Annotated in this window: 19 protein-coding genes; 10 read left to right on the top strand and 9 right to left on the bottom strand. The window is 45.2% G+C overall.

Annotation, left to right across the window (positions count from 1 at the left end):
- Nucleotides 1-486: 486 nt before the first annotated feature.
- A complete protein-coding gene (locus MCP_RS11005) occupies nucleotides 487-1,512 on the bottom strand; it encodes a Coenzyme F420 hydrogenase/dehydrogenase, beta subunit C-terminal domain (protein ID WP_012900920.1) in 1,026 nt (341 codons plus the stop codon).
- 118 nt (nucleotides 1,513-1,630) lie between these two features.
- Nucleotides 1,631-2,353, bottom strand: coding sequence for a protease inhibitor I42 family protein (locus MCP_RS11000; protein WP_012900919.1), 723 nt, complete (start codon nucleotides 2,351-2,353; stop codon nucleotides 1,631-1,633).
- A gap of 336 nt (nucleotides 2,354-2,689) precedes the next feature.
- On the opposite strand from MCP_RS11000, the gene eif1A reads away from it, so the two are divergent.
- The 6 genes from eif1A to MCP_RS10970 all read left to right on the top strand — a co-directional run bounded on the left by eif1A (nucleotide 2,690) and on the right by MCP_RS10970 (nucleotide 6,909).
- Nucleotides 2,690-3,028 carry a translation initiation factor eIF-1A gene (gene eif1A, locus MCP_RS10995; protein WP_012900918.1) on the top strand — a complete coding sequence of 113 codons (339 nt, stop codon included), beginning with the start codon at nucleotides 2,690-2,692 and terminating at the stop codon, nucleotides 3,026-3,028.
- Nucleotides 3,029-3,442: 414 nt separating this feature from the next.
- On the top strand, nucleotides 3,443-3,706 hold the full coding sequence (locus MCP_RS10990) for a hypothetical protein (RefSeq protein ID WP_128860042.1): 264 nt from the start codon (nucleotides 3,443-3,445) through the stop codon (nucleotides 3,704-3,706).
- A 135-nt stretch (nucleotides 3,707-3,841) separates the two neighbouring features.
- The gene (locus MCP_RS10985; RefSeq protein ID WP_012900916.1) at nucleotides 3,842-4,720 is read left to right on the top strand and encodes a PhzF family phenazine biosynthesis protein; all 879 of its coding nucleotides are present in this window, start codon (nucleotides 3,842-3,844) and stop codon (nucleotides 4,718-4,720) included.
- 4 nt (nucleotides 4,721-4,724) lie between these two features.
- Nucleotides 4,725-5,159: a C-GCAxxG-C-C family protein gene (locus tag MCP_RS10980; RefSeq protein ID WP_012900915.1), complete on the top strand. Its 435-nt coding sequence runs from the start codon at nucleotides 4,725-4,727 to the stop codon at nucleotides 5,157-5,159.
- A gap of 522 nt (nucleotides 5,160-5,681) precedes the next feature.
- The gene (locus MCP_RS10975) at nucleotides 5,682-6,656 is read left to right on the top strand and encodes a tyrosine-type recombinase/integrase (RefSeq protein ID WP_012900914.1); all 975 of its coding nucleotides are present in this window, start codon (nucleotides 5,682-5,684) and stop codon (nucleotides 6,654-6,656) included.
- A 13-nt stretch (nucleotides 6,657-6,669) separates the two neighbouring features.
- Nucleotides 6,670-6,909, top strand: coding sequence for a hypothetical protein (locus MCP_RS10970; RefSeq protein ID WP_012900913.1), 240 nt, complete (start codon nucleotides 6,670-6,672; stop codon nucleotides 6,907-6,909).
- A 22-nt stretch (nucleotides 6,910-6,931) separates the two neighbouring features.
- On the opposite strand, the gene MCP_RS10965 is transcribed toward MCP_RS10970, so the two are convergent.
- The 7 genes from MCP_RS10965 to MCP_RS10930 form a co-directional block, all read right to left on the bottom strand.
- The gene (locus tag MCP_RS10965; protein WP_012900912.1) at nucleotides 6,932-7,594 is read right to left on the bottom strand and encodes a hypothetical protein; all 663 of its coding nucleotides are present in this window, start codon (nucleotides 7,592-7,594) and stop codon (nucleotides 6,932-6,934) included.
- Between the two features lie 1,973 nt (nucleotides 7,595-9,567).
- Nucleotides 9,568-11,007 carry an ATP-binding protein gene (locus MCP_RS10960; RefSeq protein ID WP_158301487.1) on the bottom strand — a complete coding sequence of 480 codons (1,440 nt, stop codon included), beginning with the start codon at nucleotides 11,005-11,007 and terminating at the stop codon, nucleotides 9,568-9,570.
- Nucleotides 10,997-11,710 (bottom strand): bifunctional DNA primase/polymerase, encoded by a 714-nt coding sequence (locus tag MCP_RS10955; RefSeq protein ID WP_012900909.1) that lies wholly within the window; start codon nucleotides 11,708-11,710, stop codon nucleotides 10,997-10,999. The genes MCP_RS10960 and MCP_RS10955 overlap by 11 nt, the downstream gene beginning before the upstream one ends.
- A 250-nt stretch (nucleotides 11,711-11,960) precedes the next feature.
- Entirely contained in the window at nucleotides 11,961-12,218 is a 258-nt protein-coding gene (locus tag MCP_RS10950) for a hypothetical protein (RefSeq protein ID WP_128567179.1), read from the bottom strand.
- Nucleotides 12,219-12,573: 355 nt separating this feature from the next.
- Nucleotides 12,574-13,314, bottom strand: coding sequence for a hypothetical protein (locus MCP_RS15460; protein WP_145972514.1), 741 nt, complete (start codon nucleotides 13,312-13,314; stop codon nucleotides 12,574-12,576).
- Between the two features lie 30 nt (nucleotides 13,315-13,344).
- Nucleotides 13,345-13,899: a hypothetical protein gene (locus tag MCP_RS10935; RefSeq protein ID WP_012900907.1), complete on the bottom strand. Its 555-nt coding sequence runs from the start codon at nucleotides 13,897-13,899 to the stop codon at nucleotides 13,345-13,347.
- A gap of 3 nt (nucleotides 13,900-13,902) precedes the next feature.
- Nucleotides 13,903-14,442 (bottom strand): hypothetical protein, encoded by a 540-nt coding sequence (locus MCP_RS10930; RefSeq protein WP_128567176.1) that lies wholly within the window; start codon nucleotides 14,440-14,442, stop codon nucleotides 13,903-13,905.
- A 1,057-nt stretch (nucleotides 14,443-15,499) separates the two neighbouring features.
- Between MCP_RS10930 and MCP_RS10925 the strand changes: the two genes are divergently transcribed.
- Genes MCP_RS10925 through MCP_RS10910 form a run of 4 tightly spaced genes read left to right on the top strand, consistent with a single transcriptional unit; the run spans nucleotide 15,500 to nucleotide 18,328 of the window.
- Nucleotides 15,500-16,708 (top strand): PLP-dependent aminotransferase family protein, encoded by a 1,209-nt coding sequence (locus MCP_RS10925; protein ID WP_012900905.1) that lies wholly within the window; start codon nucleotides 15,500-15,502, stop codon nucleotides 16,706-16,708.
- On the top strand, nucleotides 16,683-17,069 hold the full coding sequence (locus tag MCP_RS10920; protein WP_012900904.1) for an ACT domain-containing protein: 387 nt from the start codon (nucleotides 16,683-16,685) through the stop codon (nucleotides 17,067-17,069). The genes MCP_RS10925 and MCP_RS10920 overlap by 26 nt, the downstream gene beginning before the upstream one ends.
- A 42-nt stretch (nucleotides 17,070-17,111) precedes the next feature.
- On the top strand, nucleotides 17,112-17,645 hold the full coding sequence (locus MCP_RS10915) for a 4Fe-4S binding protein (protein WP_012900903.1): 534 nt from the start codon (nucleotides 17,112-17,114) through the stop codon (nucleotides 17,643-17,645).
- A 47-nt stretch (nucleotides 17,646-17,692) separates the two neighbouring features.
- Complete coding sequence (locus tag MCP_RS10910) at nucleotides 17,693-18,328, top strand: TetR family transcriptional regulator (RefSeq protein WP_012900902.1); 636 nt, start codon at nucleotides 17,693-17,695, stop codon at nucleotides 18,326-18,328.
- The last annotated feature ends 76 nt before the right edge of the window (nucleotides 18,329-18,404 follow it).

The following is an 18,404-nucleotide window of genomic DNA, read 5'->3' as shown; positions in this document are numbered from 1 at the left end:
TTTTTACTCACTAAATCCCTGAGCCTCTAAAACACCGTCAACGCACGAACTCCCTAATACTCGGGGCATTGCACGAACGCCCGAAGCCTCAAACTCGAAAAGAATGCTCTAAAACTCGAATGCATGTTCGAAACGCTAAACGACATAGCACTAACACTCTAATGTCCGGCTAAAACTCCAACGCCCCGAACACCCAAAAGTACGGGGAACGACAGGGCTCTTAGAGTGTTCGTGCTCCACTGTTTAGCGTTTCGAACGTGATTTAGAGCCTTCGAGCCTTCTTTTCGGGTTAGCGCGTTAGAGGCTTAGAGCACTGTCCAGAGTATTCGAGAGTTCGTGCGTTGACGGTGAGTTCGAGGCTTAGAGGCTTCGTGAGAAAAATCTTAAAGAAAAATTAGTGGTTTAATTCTTTTGGAGAGGTTCGTGATACCGACCAAACTGATTTGCGCAAGTCGATCTTAAAAGATGTTGAAAAAGTAAATGGTTTTAAAAGCCATTTTTCTTAAGCTTCAGCTTGCCGACCTTCTCGATCGCAGCGACATCGACTCCGCCGGCCACATCAATAGCGCCCACCTCGCGGGCGATCTCGAGTAGCCCGGCACCCTCGGGCGTCCTGGTAATAACGACGCTGGACCCGGCAGCACTGCCCACGCTTCCAACGGAAATATCGGCGAGCTTTGAAGTGAAGTCGTTGCACTTGCGGCATCCGGGCTTGACGAACTCGGCCAGGCTCGACAGGGGCAGCGTCTTTACCTCGCCACTCCTCAGCGTGACGGTCAGCCTGCCCTCGCCGGCGTTCATCTTCGCGATACGCCACGACGGCACGCCGAGTCGTTTGGTAACTTCGGGGATGAGCCGATCATCGAATGACTCAAAGCAGAATAAGCCGATGGCGAACCTGATCTTCTGGGTCAGCTTTACGGAGTACTCGTTCGAGGACTTCCGGAGCAGGCCTATCGACTGTATCGCGCAGGGCGTTCCCACGATCGCCACGTTCCTGATCGAGTCGTCCTTCATGATGTCCTTCATTGTCTCCAGGGCATCGTTGTTCATGTAAATACTGCCCGCAGCCCTGTCCAGGCTCGATGAGTCGGAGACGACCCGGGCGTATGCCTTCTGTGCCCAGCGGTCCGCGCCCATGACGATCACACGGTCCACAAGGCCTTCGTCCAGCGCGGTCTTCAGCAACGCAGTAACGGCGCCGCCGTTCTGGTAGCGCTTATTGCCCGCAGTAGCCTTCACATTATAAACGTCAAGATGCGGCCCAAGAATGTCCAGGGACAGCTTATCCATGTTAGCTGGAGTCCTGGGACAGGCGTCCAGGCAGGCCTTACAATCGACACAGGGAGTGATCTGGTACGGCCTGGCCAGCTTCAGGTCATAGGCTAACGTGTTGGCCGGGCATACGGTGATACAGCCCCGGCATCCGGCGCACATCTCCTTCTTCCAGACGCTCTGCTCGAGTTCCTGGAATGGCTGGAGGGCCGGCGTTGCGATCGCATTGTTTAACATGGAGGCACCTTATAAACGGTAGAGTCGGTAAACTCATTCCTACTTTTCATGTTCAGATATATAAATTTATCATAAGTCACATCTAAGCCGGGAAAAGAAGACGTTTTTAAGGGGCTACTCAACTCACGTTAACCGTGAGCGAGTAGGTCTGGTTGGTGCCAGAGCAGATAGCGTTAATGTACTGAGTGCCGGGCTTTACCGCCTTGATCGCGAACTCCTGTGTGGCGGTCAGGTCAACCAGGCCTCCTCCGGATAGCGGGTTGATGGAGGGCGTAGTGGTGCGCTGGTTCGTGACATTCAGGCCGCTGGTCGTGGTCAGGTTCCAGACGCTGCCATTCTGGATCTGGAAGGGCAGCTGGACGTAGATAGTATCGTTCACGTTCATGTTGATCGTGGAGCCGTTATTTGCAAGCGTGTAATTGTTGACGGCGCTGGGCTTCGACCCGAAGTTGGTCTGGGTTATGGAGTTCGATAATAGCGTCGGCAATAATGTGGTGGAGTTGAACGCGGAAAAGTCAAACGCAGGCGTTCCCATCGCCGACGTGTCGACCTGCTGGGATACGCCGCTTATCGAGCCGCCGCCCGGCATGGTCATGGATGGTATTGTGAAATTGAACATGCCAGTGCCCATCGACATCGCAGGATGGACATAACTCGATGCGGACATCTGGTTCATGCTATCCTCGGAGATGCCGCCTAAGAAAGACTCCATATAGCTGGACAGGCTGTCGAAGGATGGTATCCCCATGCCAAATGGATTCGACTGCGCGCCTGCCACTATTACGGCAACGCATAGCATGACGACGACGATCGATGATTTAATAAAATAACCGGTTTTCACTCTAACACCCTCAAAGTAGGGGTAAACGCCCGAAAATAAAAATTGTATGTGGTATAATCACATATTATAGACGACCAAGGGCATGAAAAGACGGTAATTTTGGATTATAATGGCAGTTTATCTATTTTTACATTGTCCGGCATCATCATTAGTACAGCATACACGCTTATTTATATAATGTTTAGTAATCCAGCGTAGACGAATATACGAAGAGCGGCATCTTCGTATACAATATTCTATCAACTTTTAAATAATTTCGTATAATTTATAAATATAATTTAAAATTTATACTTACTATATATAGTATGATGACCATATTACTATGAAGGTGAAAAATTGTATAAACCGCATAATAAGGGTGGCAAAAAACCGGTAAATACCGGCGGCGAGGTCATCAGGGTAAGAACGCCCAGGAAAGCCGATGGAGAGATCTTAGGCACCGTGACGAAGATGCTCGGGGCTTACCACTTGAGCGTACTATGCCTGGATAACCTGACAAGGATGTGCCGTATCAAGGGCAAGATGAAAAAGAGGACGTGGGTGCGTGAAGGCGATACCGTCATAGTGGTGCCCTGGTCGTTCCAGGACGAGAAGGCCGACGTGATCTGGAGATACACGGGGCCGCAGGCTGGCTGGCTCAAGAGAAAGGGATTCCTGGATTCGAATACGATATGACATAGCCAGTATCCATCCCGTTACATACTCACAGGATTTTTCCAGTTACCCATTCCGAATGGTGTGGGTAGAAGACATTCAAGACGCCGCATCGGGCGTTCAATAAAAAAGGAAGTGAAAAGTTTTGACTTATATATTTCTGGCACCTCATAACAATGAGCTGATCATCATCAACAACATGGATACGTTCACCGCTCATTTTTGCTATTTGAAAAAGCAAAAATGCAAGAGCGTAGTAATTAATAAGCCGCACATCGACTGAGCCGGGAGCTCATTGGCCTCGGGCCGTTTGATCGGCAGATAAACCATTGGTGGGTTTATTTACGGGCATCTTCTACGCATGCTTATTTTATGGATCTCAGGGTACATCCAACGGACAATGATATTTATATTTTTGCGTTTATATTTCGAATTATGATCCAGGATTTCGAAAGGGATACGGAGCTAATGGAGCTGCTGGATAAGTTGCGCTGTACCATGAGGGATGTACGGTCGCAAATAAGCATTATCGAGGCCACGATCAGTCCCTGTCAGAAGATCGAAGAGAAGAATTATAAGGATTGTATCAATGCTGTAAGCACGGCCGAAGTCGAGGCGATAAAATTTATGAAGCTTAACGTCGAGCTGGTCGACCTTCTTGCCAGTTTAAGACGACAGGTATACTCAAGGCATCTTTAAAGGGACTTATGGATGGCAATTAGGACAGTAATTGTAACCAATTAAAATGGGGATCATGTGGCTGATTAAGCTGGCGGGCTCTAGTCCATGCAAATCCATAAGATATCGAAGTGCTATCTCTTAAGCCGGGATAACATGGCAGGCCATACCTTTTACATCCTGGACGTATTCGCCGAGGAAAAATATGCGGGCAACCAGCTTGCCGTTTTTCTGGATGCCGTATCCATACCGGCGGAGACCATGCAGCGCCTCGCCAATGAGACGCACTTCTCCGAGACGACCTTTATTCTCTCGGACGAGGAAAAGAACGGCGGCTACGACGTGCGCATCTTCACGCCCGAAGAGGAGCTGCCATTTGCCGGCCACCCGACGCTGGGCACGGCATACGTCATCATGCATAAGGTCATGAAAAAGCCCTGGGACGAGGTAAAGCTGAACCTGGGCGTAGGACAAATTACGGTAACTTATGATAAGGCGACGGGAGCCCTCTGGATGAAGCAGGTCGAGCCCACGTTCCTGAGGACGTTCGAGCCTGCGCCCCTCGCGGACATACTGGGCATCGGCGCCGGCGACATCGATGAGCGCTTCCCCATACAGGAAGTCTCTACGGGCATACCCTTCATCATCGTGCCCCTGAAAAGCATGGCCGCGGTAAAGCGGGCCTACCTGGACCCCCGAAAGTTCACCGCTTACATGGGCAAAAAGGACTCGACCGGCATACTGGTCTTCAGCCCGGAGACATACCATAAGGAGAACGCACTGAATGTCCGCGTCTTTACGAAGTTCATTTCTGTCCCTGAGGACCCGGCGACCGGGAGCGGGAACGGCTGCCTGGCCGCATACATAGTAAAGCATAAGTATTTCGGCACGGCCAAAATAGATATCCGCACGGAACAGGGCTATGAGATGGGGCGGCCTTCGCTTCTCTTTTTGAGGGCGGAAGAAAGGGGCGGCTCCATCGATGTGCGCGTGGGCGGAAGGGTCATACCTGTGGCGAAGTGCGCGCTGGAGTGATTTCATGACAAAAGCAGACGATGCAGTCGAGTGTTTCAGTAAAGGCTATAGCTGCTCGCAGTCGGTGCTATCAGCATATAGCGGGCAGTTCGGGATGGATAAGGAGCAGGCGTTCCGTGTCTCGGGCGCCTTCGGCGCGGGCATGGGCCGGCTGTGCGAGACCTGCGGGGCCGTGACGGGCGCCTTCATGGTGCTCGGCCTTCGATATGGTAAGGTGAAGGAGGAGGACGAGCCGGCGAAGGAGAAGACATACGCGAAACTGCAGGAATTCGTGAGGGAGTTCAAGGCCCGTAATGGCTCCATCGTTTGCCGGGAGCTTCTCGGATGCGACATGGGCACGCCCGAGGGCATGAAGTACGCTAAGGAGCAGCGCGTTACCGCTACTAAGTGCCCAAAATACGTGCGCGACGCTGCCGAGATCGTGGAACGGCTTCTTTAATACCATTTTTAATTTATGTTGTGTAGAATTTTTTCTCACCCTTGCTGTCAAAGCCCGCAAAGAGGTGTAAGTCCGCGAAGACTGTTTCGAGCCCTAAGACCGCGAAGCTTACGCGAAGACCGCGAAGACTATCTTAAGGAATTAATTATTGATTTTTTGCCTTATTCATTTGAATATTAAATGTTCTTTTATTGTATCTTCGCGTTCTTCGCGTAAGCTTCGCGGTCTTAGGGCTCGAAACAGTCTTCGCGGACTTAACCAGCTTAGCGGTCTTAAAACGGGGCTGCTCGGATAAATAATGCAATTCAACACAGCATTAATTTATAATGGCAGGCCGAACCTGTGCGGCCGCTACATTTATCACGATTAATATGAGTAGCCCTTTTTCTAACGACCTTTGCATACGCCTATTTTTGACAACCGATAGATTTATATTCTGAAAAGTGCTTGAAATATACGTCAGATAAACACAAAACTGATGTTACACTGATAGCTAACAAACATAATTTGGAGGTTAAACACATGGCAACAAAATTAAAATTTAGCAAAAAAATTGATAGTACAGTTGTGATAAACGCAAAAATGCCCGCTCGAAGAATCGAGCATAAAGGCGACCTTGAGCTTGAGCTAGACCAGTTAGAAGATTATTGCTTTGGCAGAAAAAGGAATAGTTTAAGCAAAACCACTGTAAAGAATTACAAAGCAGCTACGAAGGCTATCTTTAACAAACTGGGCTATCTCGAATACAGTGACCAGTACGTAAGCATGGTACGCAGGGCCATTGAAGGCAAACCCTCAAACACTGTTTTCTTATACATGACAGCGTTACAAGAACTTTTTAGAGCAAACTACTTAGAAGATTACGAGATCGCCAAACCAAAGGTTACACGAAATTGTACCAATGATGAAAATAAGTATCATAAACCTCAAGAAATAGTGAGATTATTTGAAGCGATAGGTACTGATACGCTATATAATTGTAGGGACTCTGCTATCATATCTTTATTGTATTTCGCTGCCCTTCGCAATTCTGAAGTATGCCATTTAGAAGTAGGCGACTATGATCTTGAAAACCACTTCGTTACTATCCATGAGCATGGAAAGTGGCATCCAAAGTCATACCAGGTACGAAAGCTCTATGTGCCTAAAGAATGTCATGCTAAAATTTTAGCCTGGTATAAGGTCAGGGAACAGGAGAACATAACGTCTAAAACGCTGTTCTTAACGTCTAATGGTGTTCCCTTCAATGATTTATCCCTGCGTAATGTGATTGTGCGCAGGGCTAAAGACGCAGGGCTTAAAACATACCCTCATAAGCTCAGGCACAGCAGGGCGACACATTTAGCCAATGGCATTAATGGTAACAAACCCTGGGCCATAGGAGTTTTGAGCAAGTACCTTGGGCATAGTTCAATATCCACGACTGCGATCTATGTGCATACTTCAGATGAAGAACAGAAAAGATATTTAGATATGACAAAAGAATTAAACGTTTAATTGTGGTGCGCCTATGGCTGAGTTTGATAGAGATTTAAACGAAATAAAAAAGATAAAAAACAAACCTATTAAGGTAACAGATGAACCAGAGATAGAGAGTTATAGGCTACAGGTCAGAATTAGCCCTGCTGACCTTAAAAGACTTCAAAAGTTGAGCGAAGAGACTTGTACTAGTATGTCTATGTGGGGGAGCATCTTCATACATGACGGACTAGACGATAGAGAAGCGAAGAAAAAAGATAAAAAATTATAAAAATGATTTTTATTTATACTGGCTAATACCAGACCTTTTTAATTGAGTCCCAATTAAGCCCGCCAGTGGCTTCATCACGCTTGTTTAATTGTTCGCTGATAGGGTTTTCACATAGTCCAGCGTCAGCGTAACTTATCAAACCAGCCCTCACATAAGTAAGTAGGGTTGGCGTTCCATCTTCGTTCATAATTGCGTTTACATCATTATTAGTAGTCATGTTAAGTATCCTCACTGTACGATCTCTAGGTTTATTGTGTTCGTCTGCTGGAAATAGCAAAATGTGGTTCACGGAATTTATAGATACAAGTTTGTTATCCTTCGTTGAACGTGTCCCAATGAACGCAGAGCTTAAACTTAGCGTTCCAGCCTTTTGGTATGCGAGTGCTTCAGGATTACAGATTTTAAGCGATAATTTTAAAGTATCGCCTTCAATGCGTGCGTTTGTACCCTTACCTACGATCTTACCGTTCACAGCGTTTAAAGCTGCCTTACGGTCAGTTTTAAAGAGATATGGGTTGGGGTGATTCTGAGCGAGAACTAAGGGTACGTCCTGCCACAGAGAAAGCGATTGCTCGAAGGCAGACTTTGTAAAGAACGTATCGCCAACTGTCCTGTTCAATGAATTTATCAAGCTGTTATTATATATCTGACACGAATTATTAAAAAAATAGTAGTCTGAAGTCATGTTATCTGAGCCTTTTAAAACTTTACAGCATGAATTTTAGCTTCTACGATTCTATAAGCGCAAGGCCGACAGTAATACAAATCGCCTAACTTTGTAAATGCCCTACAATTGCACTGGCTACAGTGACGGTCTTTGGCTTCATCAAGCTCTTTAATCTGTCCGTATGCGTCCATTTCGGCAGCTTTTTGGGAACAGTGAAAACAAATATGCTGCCCTAAGTGCGAAGCTACGCAGGCTTTTAGTTCTCCGCATATGCAACACTCCCTTAACACAGGGGAGATATTGCGCTTCCAGCTTTCTAAGTCGCTGAGGACGTTAGTTTTTATTTTCTCTGCAATCTGTTGATCTGATAATTTCTTCATAGTTTAACCCACCAGGTATCTTTTAAGTTCAGTAGACGAACAATCACACTGATTGTTCAGTAAGTCAGAAATGACATCATTGTAAGTTCTGCCAGGCCGTGTTGCCTTGAGTCTGAAAAGCTTTACATAATTGTCATAACTGACCTTGATTACCTTATCTTGCTCTATCATAACTATCATATACTAAGTATGTTTTTATAATACTTAAACCTAGTAGACAGTTATACCAAAACCTAATCCGAGAGAAAAATCCGTGTCTATATGCCCAACACCAAATAAACTATATACCCAACTTAATTAACTTTATTTGGTCTATTTGACGTTGTTTTTCTATTGATAACTAGTAATAATTTATGATGTCATTAAAAGAGTGATCTTGCTTGAGAGAAAAAGACGTTAATTAAAACGCCTTTCTCTCTAAAGCTTCTAATTTTTGAGGATTCCTCGCTATGGTTATAGTGATTTTAAAGGACAGCAGAAAGAAATCACAGAACTGCTGCCCTTATTGGTGTAGGTGGTTATACCTGATAGACATTTGGAGGGTTTAAACCTGTAACCTATGGGCTAAATTACAGGTCTTAAACTATGTCAGTTAGATATATAAGAGTTTTATTATTTAACCCTTATACATTAGGCTCTTAATGGTCGATATCTGCCGATTTGACAGCTTGAATTATGACAGTATAACGCTACTATCACAGATAGGCATAGAACGTTCTATATTGAGCCATATCGCATTTAAAGTTAAGACTTGATAGATTATCTGTTGCCTTCGTATTGTGTCTGAGAATTGATTGTAGGACGATAAAATACCTGGACTTTATGATCTTGTTTTAGCTCAGAACAAAAGTCAATAAATTTGGCCCTAATTCCGACTTTATTTTTATGAGATAGCACATATAAAAATAGTGACCATATGGCAGTTTTGCTATCGGCACACGTCTAAGGCTTTTAAAAACAGTTATATTTATATGTATTAATTTTAGGTGTTGCTTTTTCTATACAAAACAACTTTTTATAGAGAAGAGTAGGACGCAGGGTATTAGTGGGTAATAATTGCTGAAGCAAAAATGATACCCTGCGCCCGATCTGAGCGATATATACTTTCAAACATATAAGCGTTATCTTTGTGGCTGATGCGCCAGGGTAATACATAGGTGACGATTCAAAATTATGCACATTGAAGGATATTTATACAGGCGTTTTTGACGTATAATTAACAATCGTTAATAGCGTAAATAGGCGATATGCTAACCAGACTTAACAAGCGTGAACTACCCCATATAAAGTTAACAATAGTTTACTTATTATTTTTGACATTAAAAAATATCATTTTCTAACTGTCCAGATACCAACAAATTTGAGCATAGATTTTCTTTTATTTTGCTGATTCTATTAGCTGCCCTTTCTGAATATTCTAAACACCTATACTAGGTGTTTTAGAAATTCAGAAATTAGGGGTATTTTTGATATTTCTAGAAATTGTTTTAGAAATTCAGAAAAAGCAGACGTAAGCCTTGTTTTTGCTCAAAAAATGGGCTTATTTCTGAAAGTGCTGATATTTCGAAAACTGTTCAGAAATAACAACTACTTTCAGAAATATAAGCCTAATTAATTTCTTGCTCTTTTGATGGGTTTTCGTACATTATCCAGCGTAAGTGTCTCCTCACATTTGCCCACATATTTAGTAGTGCCCTCGTTACGCTCGTACAATATGCCCTCGTCAATGGCATAGCGTATAGTATCCCTGACCTTATCCTTGCCCTTGCTTTTTATGGACTTGTCAGATTTAATAGCGGCTACTGTCTCGTCTACTAATGACGTTATAGGCATTCTATCGTTGCCCAAAATCCTTATTGCAGCAGATAAAACCTTACTATTATCGCTGTTCTTGCTTTTCTCTGCTACGTCCTTATAGGGTTCTACAGTAATGCCCATAGTCTCAAGATCGTTAAAGTCTACGCTGACGTTAACAATTTGCATTGTACCCATCATACGACCAGCCCTCTTAACTGTAATCGCTTTAGGTGGTTGCATAACGCTTACAGATTCAGTTATGAGAGTGTCGCCCATCTCTGTCCCATCATCAGCACCTTTCATGTTACCAATGAATGCCCCACATTCATACCAGGCAAGTAAATACTGCGAACCAAAAGTGTTTACTTCAGGCACTTTAGGGGCATTAGTACCATTAGCACTCTTATTAGTATGCGTAACGATGCAAACAGCACAGTTGTATTTATCCCTAATTTCAGTTAATTTGTTAAGGACGGGAGTAACTTCTTTTTGTTCGCTGATATCTCCATCAAATGAAGCATATAACGGATCGATAATTACCAGGATAGGCTTAATTTTCTCGATTGCTTCAATTAGCCTCTCTACACTCTGAGGATCATTCAAGCGTAAACCCTGATTGCCTATGTAGTAAACAGGTAAGTTCTCGTTATCAGGTATTTCATAAGCCTTCTTAAGTCGCTTGAATCTGTTGCCTTCTATTGCTTCGCTGTTCTCTGCCTGATATATCAGGACGGGGCCGACTTCATTTACTCTGTAATGCCCTAGAAAGGGCTTACCACTAGCTACGCTGATAGCCATAGCATCAGCCAACAGCGTTTTAATCGTCTTAGGTGGCCCTGCTATGAGAACCTTACTGCCTGTAACAATCCAACCCTCAATTAGATACTCTATTTTTGTGGGGTTGTTTATTACGTCATTGATGCTTTTTACTACGAAGGGGCCAATAGTATTTTTTCTGCTGGAGCTTTTATTATTTCCATGTTCGTATCTCCAAACATCCCCTGCGATACGTACATCTTTAGCGTCATGTCCTGTTACCTCACAGTAGTAATGTACTAGCTCATTCAGTTGGTCAAGTTCAATTCCTGCTTTAACAACTTGAACACATCTATCAAATAAACGGTCATGATGCGTCCCAGATGGATTATCATAGAAGCTTCTAGTATCAGCATCTACAGGCGCTTCAAACATCTGTTTGAAAATATTTTTCTGTTGTTCTATGGCTTCCTGGAGGGCTTGAGCTTCAGTTGTCATGCTTAGACCTCCGAGCATAGCCCATACTCTTTAAAATATTAAGCAGAAAGTCAGGGAGAACTGGCAGATCATCGATATGTGTGTTTAATAGCGTCCTCTCGCCTATGTATTCATATTTGACGCCTTTCTTGCTTGATGGAGGAGTAACTATAATTCCCTGGCTTTTCTGCGATCTAACATCCATCCCAAACCAAGAGCCTATAATTGGCACTTTAACTGGCTTACTCATAGCATCAGCAGCATTAAAACCACTGATATCGTACCCTTCAGGGACACTAAAGTAATAGTGGATACCACCAGATGGAGTCTTAACTTTAATAGTGTTCAATATTTCGGGATACTGATTAGCTAACAGATAATACGCCTGTACTCCAGTTAAGCCATAAAATAGCTCTTTGCCATTTTTAAGAACTATCTTTTTGTTGTCAGTATCAATTACAACTATGTTTTTACCCAATGTGTATAAACCATAGTTGCATGGATAGAACCTCTTAACTAAGGCTTCTATAAGGTCAGGGTTAGAAGTGGCCCATAGTGGGTTTAAATTTCCATCAATAATTTTCTTGTGGATAAGGGGCGACTTCTTTTCCTTGCTCAATACCATACAGGGATAACCATTAATGGCCATTTTGCGTAGGTTGGCTATCGTCTGATCTTGTTCAGCCCTGATAAGCTGAATAGTCGCTTTTGAAGGTAAGGCCATCTCTATTATGCCTCCCTCTCGACTAGACTGTAATTCCCATCAACATTACAACTAAGGAATCCGTTGCATAATAAGTAAAATAGCGTCTTTTTAAGCCCAACTACTCTACATGGACTCATACAGTCTATGATATCCCTTTCAGACACAGGCTGGAGTTCTTTGATTGTCTCGATCAAGTGTCTGTTAAACCTTGAATTTGTTAAGCCGAATCGTAGGGGAGAGTTTTCGCTTAACTTGTCCTGCATCATGTTTAAACCCTCACAGGATACGGGCGAGAACCTAACGTTACAGTAGTTTTGTTATTTGCCTTTTCAAGATCGAGATAGTCGCATTCAGCTAATAGCCTGAGCCTGTGCAGGGTTACGGTTCTTTGTCCTATCTTAAAATTTTCTCCGTAAAGATGCTTTATAACGTCTACTGCCCTGGCAGTTCTAACATTCTGAATGTATGACATTATTTTGTTGTTCAGTTCATCGATTTTTACCTTGCTACTTGTGTTCTTTATCATGTGCGTTGACCTTCTTTGTGTTTGAAAAGAGGAGTCGAGAAGGCTCACACAGGCCAATGAGTAAAGTATAAGTAACAAGCGATTCAAATATAATATTGCGAGTATTATATGGAATCGCTCCCTTGCTTTACTTCTCAGGTTTGGCCGGGGAGCTTCCTAACCTTTCCCTTTCTATTCTATAACTAATTATCTAGTCAAACCCTTATATAGTCGAGACATCAACTTTTGAGATGCTTCTCATTTTTGAGATGCTACCGCTGTATGACACTTTAGCGTTAATACGAAAGTTATATAAAAATAGAAAAAATTTTAAAAAGTGTTGATGTATGGCATTTAGCCATACCTCAAATAAAATTTACTTATAGATGATTCTTACATCTTGATAGATGCGTACAAGCCCGTTAGTATTGTAGACATTTCCGTTAACGTCTGCCGTGTAGTATATCCAGTTAACGCCTGGGCCTAGTTTGTTCTCCCCGCCATTTTTGGAATAGCAGGACGATATATCGAGCATACTAACTGAGCCAGCGTTATTCTCATCGCCAATTTTTCCCGTCATAGCTAGAATAGGCGCAGTTGGCGATTGGAGCCTGACGTTAACCCCACAAAAATAAGGTGCCTCATAAATGCCAAACACGATATCATGAGTATGGTTTGGGCATAGGTGGTCGTGTGCCTGTACCTGGTGATCGTGCGCTCCACCAGATTCAGCAGACGTAACGCCCCCACTATCTCCGTCATTTGTGCTTGACGGATAGTAGTAGTTGTGATTATGTACTGGCGTACCTGCATAATCTGAAGTTGCCACTAACTGACGATTTATGGTATGAGTATGCGTTCCAGCGAGAGGGATTTGGTGTGTATGGCTCCCGTTTGAGGAGGACGTGCTACCACCACCGCTGGAAGAAGTTGCCTCTCCGCCAGATGCAGCACTAGCAGCGTTACATCTGAATTTTTCAATGTATATTGAAAGCAAAATTCTAGCAACGTCTTGGTTTGTGTTTATTACAACTAGCTGCCTTGCAGGGTGAGTTAAGTCCAGGTCACAGAACGATGTTGCCGGAGTTAAAATTCCCATTTTCTGTTCAGTTCCCATATAGTTATTGATACATTTATAAAATCCCATTTATAAACACTCCATGAACGAAATAACGTCAATCATTGGCGCAAATAACACTATATCGCTGTCTGTCGATGCTTTATTTAAAATTCCTAGTAATTTGCCGTCATTATTGACAACTGCGCTTCCACAGGTAAGCCTGATGTTCGTATCAGGGTTATGGACGATAAGCGCAAACTCTGTATAGCCGTTAGGTAAAGTGTATTTGCCTATAATTTCACCCAACAGCGAGCGGGACATTAACGAGCCATTTTTAGGATCGTAGTCTACGCTGTTCAAGCGTACCTTATCGTCAATCTCCGGATCAGCGATTTGATAGCTCGAACCGCTGAAGCCCATATCAAGCATACCGCAATCGATACGCTTATCGACATTGGCATATTTCGTTAATGTCTGCCTGTTCGTGGCCGTGTCCAGCACCCTGAAGGGCTGTGCGCTCATATGGCCCACTGTGTAGGCTCTGCCGTTGACCACCACAGCGTTAACGTAGTCTATGCCTCTGCCCTGTGGGTTTTTGACATCACAGAGAAGTAACTTATTGATATTCTCAAAAGTAGCCATAGTTTAAACCACCACAGGAGCTATCTCATAGCATCCAGGCTCTATTTCGTCAAGCACGAAGCCGTAGAATAAGGTTCTATCGGGCGAAAGTAAAACTGCCCCATACGGTATTTTCTTTCTTGTATGGCGTTTGTTGCATACACGGCTAGAGTCGTATTCTAGGATGTTTTTATAGCCGTTTATAACGCACTTGTAGCGTTCTGTTATTGGCCCATGTTTTTGTATGGCCAAAACAGACATTACACGTTCAGGCATTTTTGCAGGCTTGAACGAAGGGCTATTTTCATCGACTCCGTGATACAAATAGCTGATTTTGTCAGTAAAAGGCTCTGCTATCGTTGAAAGACACTTAATAAAGCCGTCACTAAGCATTAGTGCTTTTATGGGTTCATCTGCTAAGACTTCGTTGAGGACTACAATATGGCCATTGGGCAGGCAAATACCATTGTATAGTGGCCCTAATTCATTATTTGCACGTAGACAGTGAATCTCAGTCAATGCGCTATGGCCGTGAAATTGTAAGTCGATTTTTTCTAAAATCATTTGTAAGACTCCCAAAAACTTAGTATCATAGTCAGAAAGTCAGAATAGCTCTGCGAAGGCTCCTTACAGGAGTAAATCTTATCATGTAAGGACTTAGTAACTTGTATTGTCGTAATTTCCTTCATATAAGTATATAGAACTGTATGCCTATATAACCATAGGACATCAACTGCTTACTTGAAAAATAATTTCTTGAAATTTGACCTATAAACGCTTGACTTTTGCCTGCACAGATAGATACGAAAAACAAATTCTAATGCGTCCTGTGGCAGTTTTGGACGCTTAGTGAGCATTTGAAAAATAAGAGTAATTTAATTGTTTGGTTTAAGACTTATGATATCTAACTTTTCTTGTCTTTTAAAAAGTCTGCCGTCGATGCTATTAATGATCTGGTCATGTAGTGTATCGATATGTGAAGGGTTTTCGACTTCTATAATTTCAATGTGCGTACCCAAATTTAACTCTAAATTCTTGTCACAGCAAGGGCACTTAGCAACTATTTTATACACTGGTTAGCCCTCCAGAGTATTTTCAATGAATTTTATATTTTCCTTATTATTGAACGCATAAGAAGATAAAACAAAATTGTTCTTATCTGATCTTATGCAGTCGGCAAAATTCTCGCAGTTCAAACAGTTCTTACACATAATTTAACCCTCATTATCCTATTTATCCAATTTAGGATATTTAGGATATTTAGGTAAGACAGATTATTTATACTTTTTGGATATATAGGATAGATAGGATAATGTATGGCCACAACCTTCGCTGTGAAATTCACAGATGATAAACTAAGACGTATCACGTTAGACAAAGATGCTATCGAGAAAGAAGAAATAAAGAGAGGCGACTATATCAAGGTCACCATAGAGAAAATTAAATAACAGCACAGCGATTTTTACTTTAGTATCGTTTTGGTTAAGATTAAATTTAAAACCATTACTGAAGCTAACTGACAATAAATATGGTTCATTCTACCATTTTGCGATAGTTTTATCACGATTAATATGCTTAATATGACTTCACTAATCGAGGCTATCGATATGGAGGGAAAGATATGACACAGCAATTCGCCAACAGGATGTACACCGTCCAGCGCTCGTTCGTTCGTGAGATACTCAAAGTAGTGGACGATCCCTCCATTATTTCCTTCGCAGGTGGACTGCCGAACCCGAAGTCGTTCCCGGTCGAGGAGGTCTCCGCGGCCGCCGTCAAGGTGCTAAAAGAGAGCGGGGAAAGCGCCCTGCAATACAGCACGACAGAGGGATATCTGCCGCTTCGGGAATACATCGCGAAGCGCTACTCGAAATACGGCATCAAGGCGGACGCCAGCGAGATACTGATCACGACGGGCTCCCAGCAGGGTCTCGACCTCATCGGCAAGGTGTTCCTGAACAAAGGCGACCTCGTCGCCGTCGAGCGGCCAACGTATCTGGCGGCCATCCAGTCCTTCGGCATGTACGAGCCCCGGTTCACGGACGTAAAGCTTCAGGAGGACGGCGTCGACATCGAAGCCCTGAAACATACGCTCAAGGCAGACCCGAAGCTCTTCTACACGGTGCCCAGCTTCCAGAACCCGACGGGCATCACGTACACGCACGAAAAGCGAAAGCAGGTCGCGGACGCCTTCAAGGACAGCGACGTCGTATTCATCGAGGACAACCCGTATGGCGACATACGGTTCATGGGCAAAGACCTGCCCCCGATGAGGCGCTACATGGGCAGCGACGTCATCACTATGGGCACGTTCTCCAAGACGGTCTCGCCAGGCATGAGGCTCGGGTGGCTGTACGCTCCCCGGGACATCATGGATAAGCTCATAACCGCCAAGCAGGCGGCCGACCTGCACACGAGCTACTTCGTGCAGCGCATCGTATACCAGTACCTCGCCGACAACGATGTTGAAAAGCACATAAAAAAGATCCAGGGCATGTACAAAGTACAGCGGGACGCGATGGTCTCTGCCATCGAGCGCTACTTCCCCGAAGGCATACAGTATACGAAGCCCGAAGGCGGCATGTTCCTGTGGGTGACCCTGCCGGAAGCCTTATCGTCCATGAAGCTGTTCGATATGGCGATACAGGACAAGGTCGCCTTTGTCCCGGGCCAGGCGTTCTTCATCGACGGCAGCGGCCAGAACACGCTCCGGCTCAACTATTCCAGCTCCGACGAGGCACGGATCGAGGAGGGCATAAGGCGGCTCGCGAACTCAATGAACATGCTTCTCGAGGAAAAGAAAAATGATATTATCACTGTTAAAAGGTAAATTCGCCGTCTGCCGGCTCGAGAAAAGCTCCCCGATACCGGACTGGCTGAAAGAGAGCACGTTCTGCTCCATCTCCAGGACTTACGACGAGCTTTCCTTCGTCTGCTCCCAGGAATCGATACCCGAGTGTATCAAGTGCGATAAGGACTGGCGGTGCTTCCAGGTCGAGGGCCCGATACCGTTCAACGTGACCGGAGTGATCGCCTCGCTCACCGCCCCGCTCGCCGAGGCGAAGATCCCCGTCTTCGTTTTTTCCACCTACGATACGGACTATTTCATGGTCAAGGACAAGGAGCTCGTCCGGGCCAGGGCCGTACTGGAGTCCGCGGGCCATACCATCAGCCCGAAGATATGGGCCTGACTGGCGACTGGTTCATATATGATGATATAATATTTTCTTTTTATGAGCGGTGCTTTCCACTTCGTTTGTACGCCGGATGAGGCGGCGGCGATCGTCCGCCGGCACAAGAAATTTTGGGTGTCCAACTGTAATTGTCGCGAGCACCGGGGCCCCTGTAAGCGCTCCCGCGCCGACGTCTGCCTGCAGTTCGCCGCGAATACGGCCGCCGACGGCTCCGGTAAACATATTGCGACCCGGGACGAAGTTAACGCTATTTTACAAGAGGCAAAGGAAAAGCACCTGGTCCCAAGGCCATTCCGGAACGAGAAAGGGCATCTCGACGGTATCTGCTTCTGCTGCGATGACTGCTGCGGCTACTTTTTGGGGCTCCACGAGCCCTGCGATAAAGGTAAGATGATCGAGTTGACGGATACGGCGGTCTGCATCGACTGCGGCATCTGCGCCGGCGTCTGCCACTTCGGCGCCCGGGGCGCCTCCGGCGAAGTGCTTAAGGTCGACCGGGAAAAGTGCTATGGCTGCGGCGTATGCGTGGACGTCTGTGCCATGAAGGCCATCACTATGGTGCCCAGGCCGTAGGCCTCTAATTTTATATACATATTTGTATGTATAACTCTTAGACGACTATGCGGAAGACGAAGGAAGAAGCGGAGGCTACCCGCGAAAAAATTCTGAACGCCGGGCTCAAGGTATTTAGCAAAAAGGGCTACGTTTCGACGACTCTTGATGATATCGCCCGGGAAGCGGGCGTGACTCGCGGGGCCGTCTACTGGCACTTCAAGAACGGCAAGCCCGAGCTTTTCGAAGTACTGATCAACGAGCGTTCCCGGGGCGCCCAGGAGATCGCCACGGCCGTGGTCGCTGAAGGCGGGACTCCGCTGCAGACGCTCGAGCGTATTCTTATACGGCTCATGGAGTACCTGGAAGAGGACGACGATTTCCGTGCCGTTCAGGAGCTAACGATCCTCCGGACCGAGGTCGTGCCCGAGCTCGAGGACAGCATGAAGGAAAAGTTCCGGCTGCAGCGCGCATCGATCGACTCTTTTGCGGACCTTATCCGGCTGGGCCAGCAGGCCGGCGAGATCCGGCCGGACATCGACCCCGAGATCGGCGCCATCACGGCCATCGGCCTGATGAACGGCGTGATCGTCATGTGGATGATGGACCACTCCCTGTTCTCAATAAAGGCCTACGCCAGGCCTGTCGTTCAGGCCTACCTTAAGGGCCTGGTCCCTGCGGACCGCAAGAAGAGCAAGGTATAAATACTATAAACATACATGTATGTATGTAAACTTTTGAGGGCCTGGCCCTCGAAGTCTCGAATGACGGAAGAAGATC

Origin of the sequence: Methanocella paludicola SANAE, from assembly GCF_000011005.1 — an archaeon.
In the GTDB taxonomy this organism is placed as follows: Archaea; Halobacteriota; Methanocellia; order Methanocellales; family Methanocellaceae; genus Methanocella; species Methanocella paludicola.
The sequence above is the reverse complement of the archived record's forward strand: the minus strand, read 5'-3'. Positions and strand labels throughout refer to the sequence as shown.

Bases quoted from the DNA above. Each gene is read 5' to 3' on its own strand.
- MCP_RS11005 (WP_012900920.1), bottom strand. From the start codon at position 1,512: ATGTTAAACAATGCGATCGCAACGCCGGCCCTCCAGCCATTCCAGGAA.
- MCP_RS10990 (WP_128860042.1), top strand. From the start codon at position 3,443: ATGATCCAGGATTTCGAAAGGGATACGGAGCTAATGGAGCTGCTGGAT.
- MCP_RS10985 (WP_012900916.1), top strand. From the start codon at position 3,842: ATGGCAGGCCATACCTTTTACATCCTGGACGTATTCGCCGAGGAAAAA.
- MCP_RS10980 (WP_012900915.1), top strand. From the start codon at position 4,725: ATGACAAAAGCAGACGATGCAGTCGAGTGTTTCAGTAAAGGCTATAGC.
- MCP_RS10975 (WP_012900914.1), top strand. From the start codon at position 5,682: ATGGCAACAAAATTAAAATTTAGCAAAAAAATTGATAGTACAGTTGTG.
- MCP_RS10970 (WP_012900913.1), top strand. From the start codon at position 6,670: ATGGCTGAGTTTGATAGAGATTTAAACGAAATAAAAAAGATAAAAAAC.
- MCP_RS10965 (WP_012900912.1), bottom strand. From the start codon at position 7,594: ATGACTTCAGACTACTATTTTTTTAATAATTCGTGTCAGATATATAAT.
- MCP_RS10960 (WP_158301487.1), bottom strand. From the start codon at position 11,007: ATGACAACTGAAGCTCAAGCCCTCCAGGAAGCCATAGAACAACAGAAA.
- MCP_RS10955 (WP_012900909.1), bottom strand. From the start codon at position 11,710: ATGGCCTTACCTTCAAAAGCGACTATTCAGCTTATCAGGGCTGAACAA.
- MCP_RS10950 (WP_128567179.1), bottom strand. From the start codon at position 12,218: ATGATAAAGAACACAAGTAGCAAGGTAAAAATCGATGAACTGAACAAC.
- MCP_RS15460 (WP_145972514.1), bottom strand. From the start codon at position 13,314: ATGGGAACTGAACAGAAAATGGGAATTTTAACTCCGGCAACATCGTTC.
- MCP_RS10935 (WP_012900907.1), bottom strand. From the start codon at position 13,899: ATGGCTACTTTTGAGAATATCAATAAGTTACTTCTCTGTGATGTCAAA.
- MCP_RS10930 (WP_128567176.1), bottom strand. From the start codon at position 14,442: ATGATTTTAGAAAAAATCGACTTACAATTTCACGGCCATAGCGCATTG.
- MCP_RS10925 (WP_012900905.1), top strand. From the start codon at position 15,500: ATGACACAGCAATTCGCCAACAGGATGTACACCGTCCAGCGCTCGTTC.
- MCP_RS10920 (WP_012900904.1), top strand. From the start codon at position 16,683: ATGATATTATCACTGTTAAAAGGTAAATTCGCCGTCTGCCGGCTCGAG.
- MCP_RS10915 (WP_012900903.1), top strand. From the start codon at position 17,112: ATGAGCGGTGCTTTCCACTTCGTTTGTACGCCGGATGAGGCGGCGGCG.
- MCP_RS10910 (WP_012900902.1), top strand. From the start codon at position 17,693: ATGCGGAAGACGAAGGAAGAAGCGGAGGCTACCCGCGAAAAAATTCTG.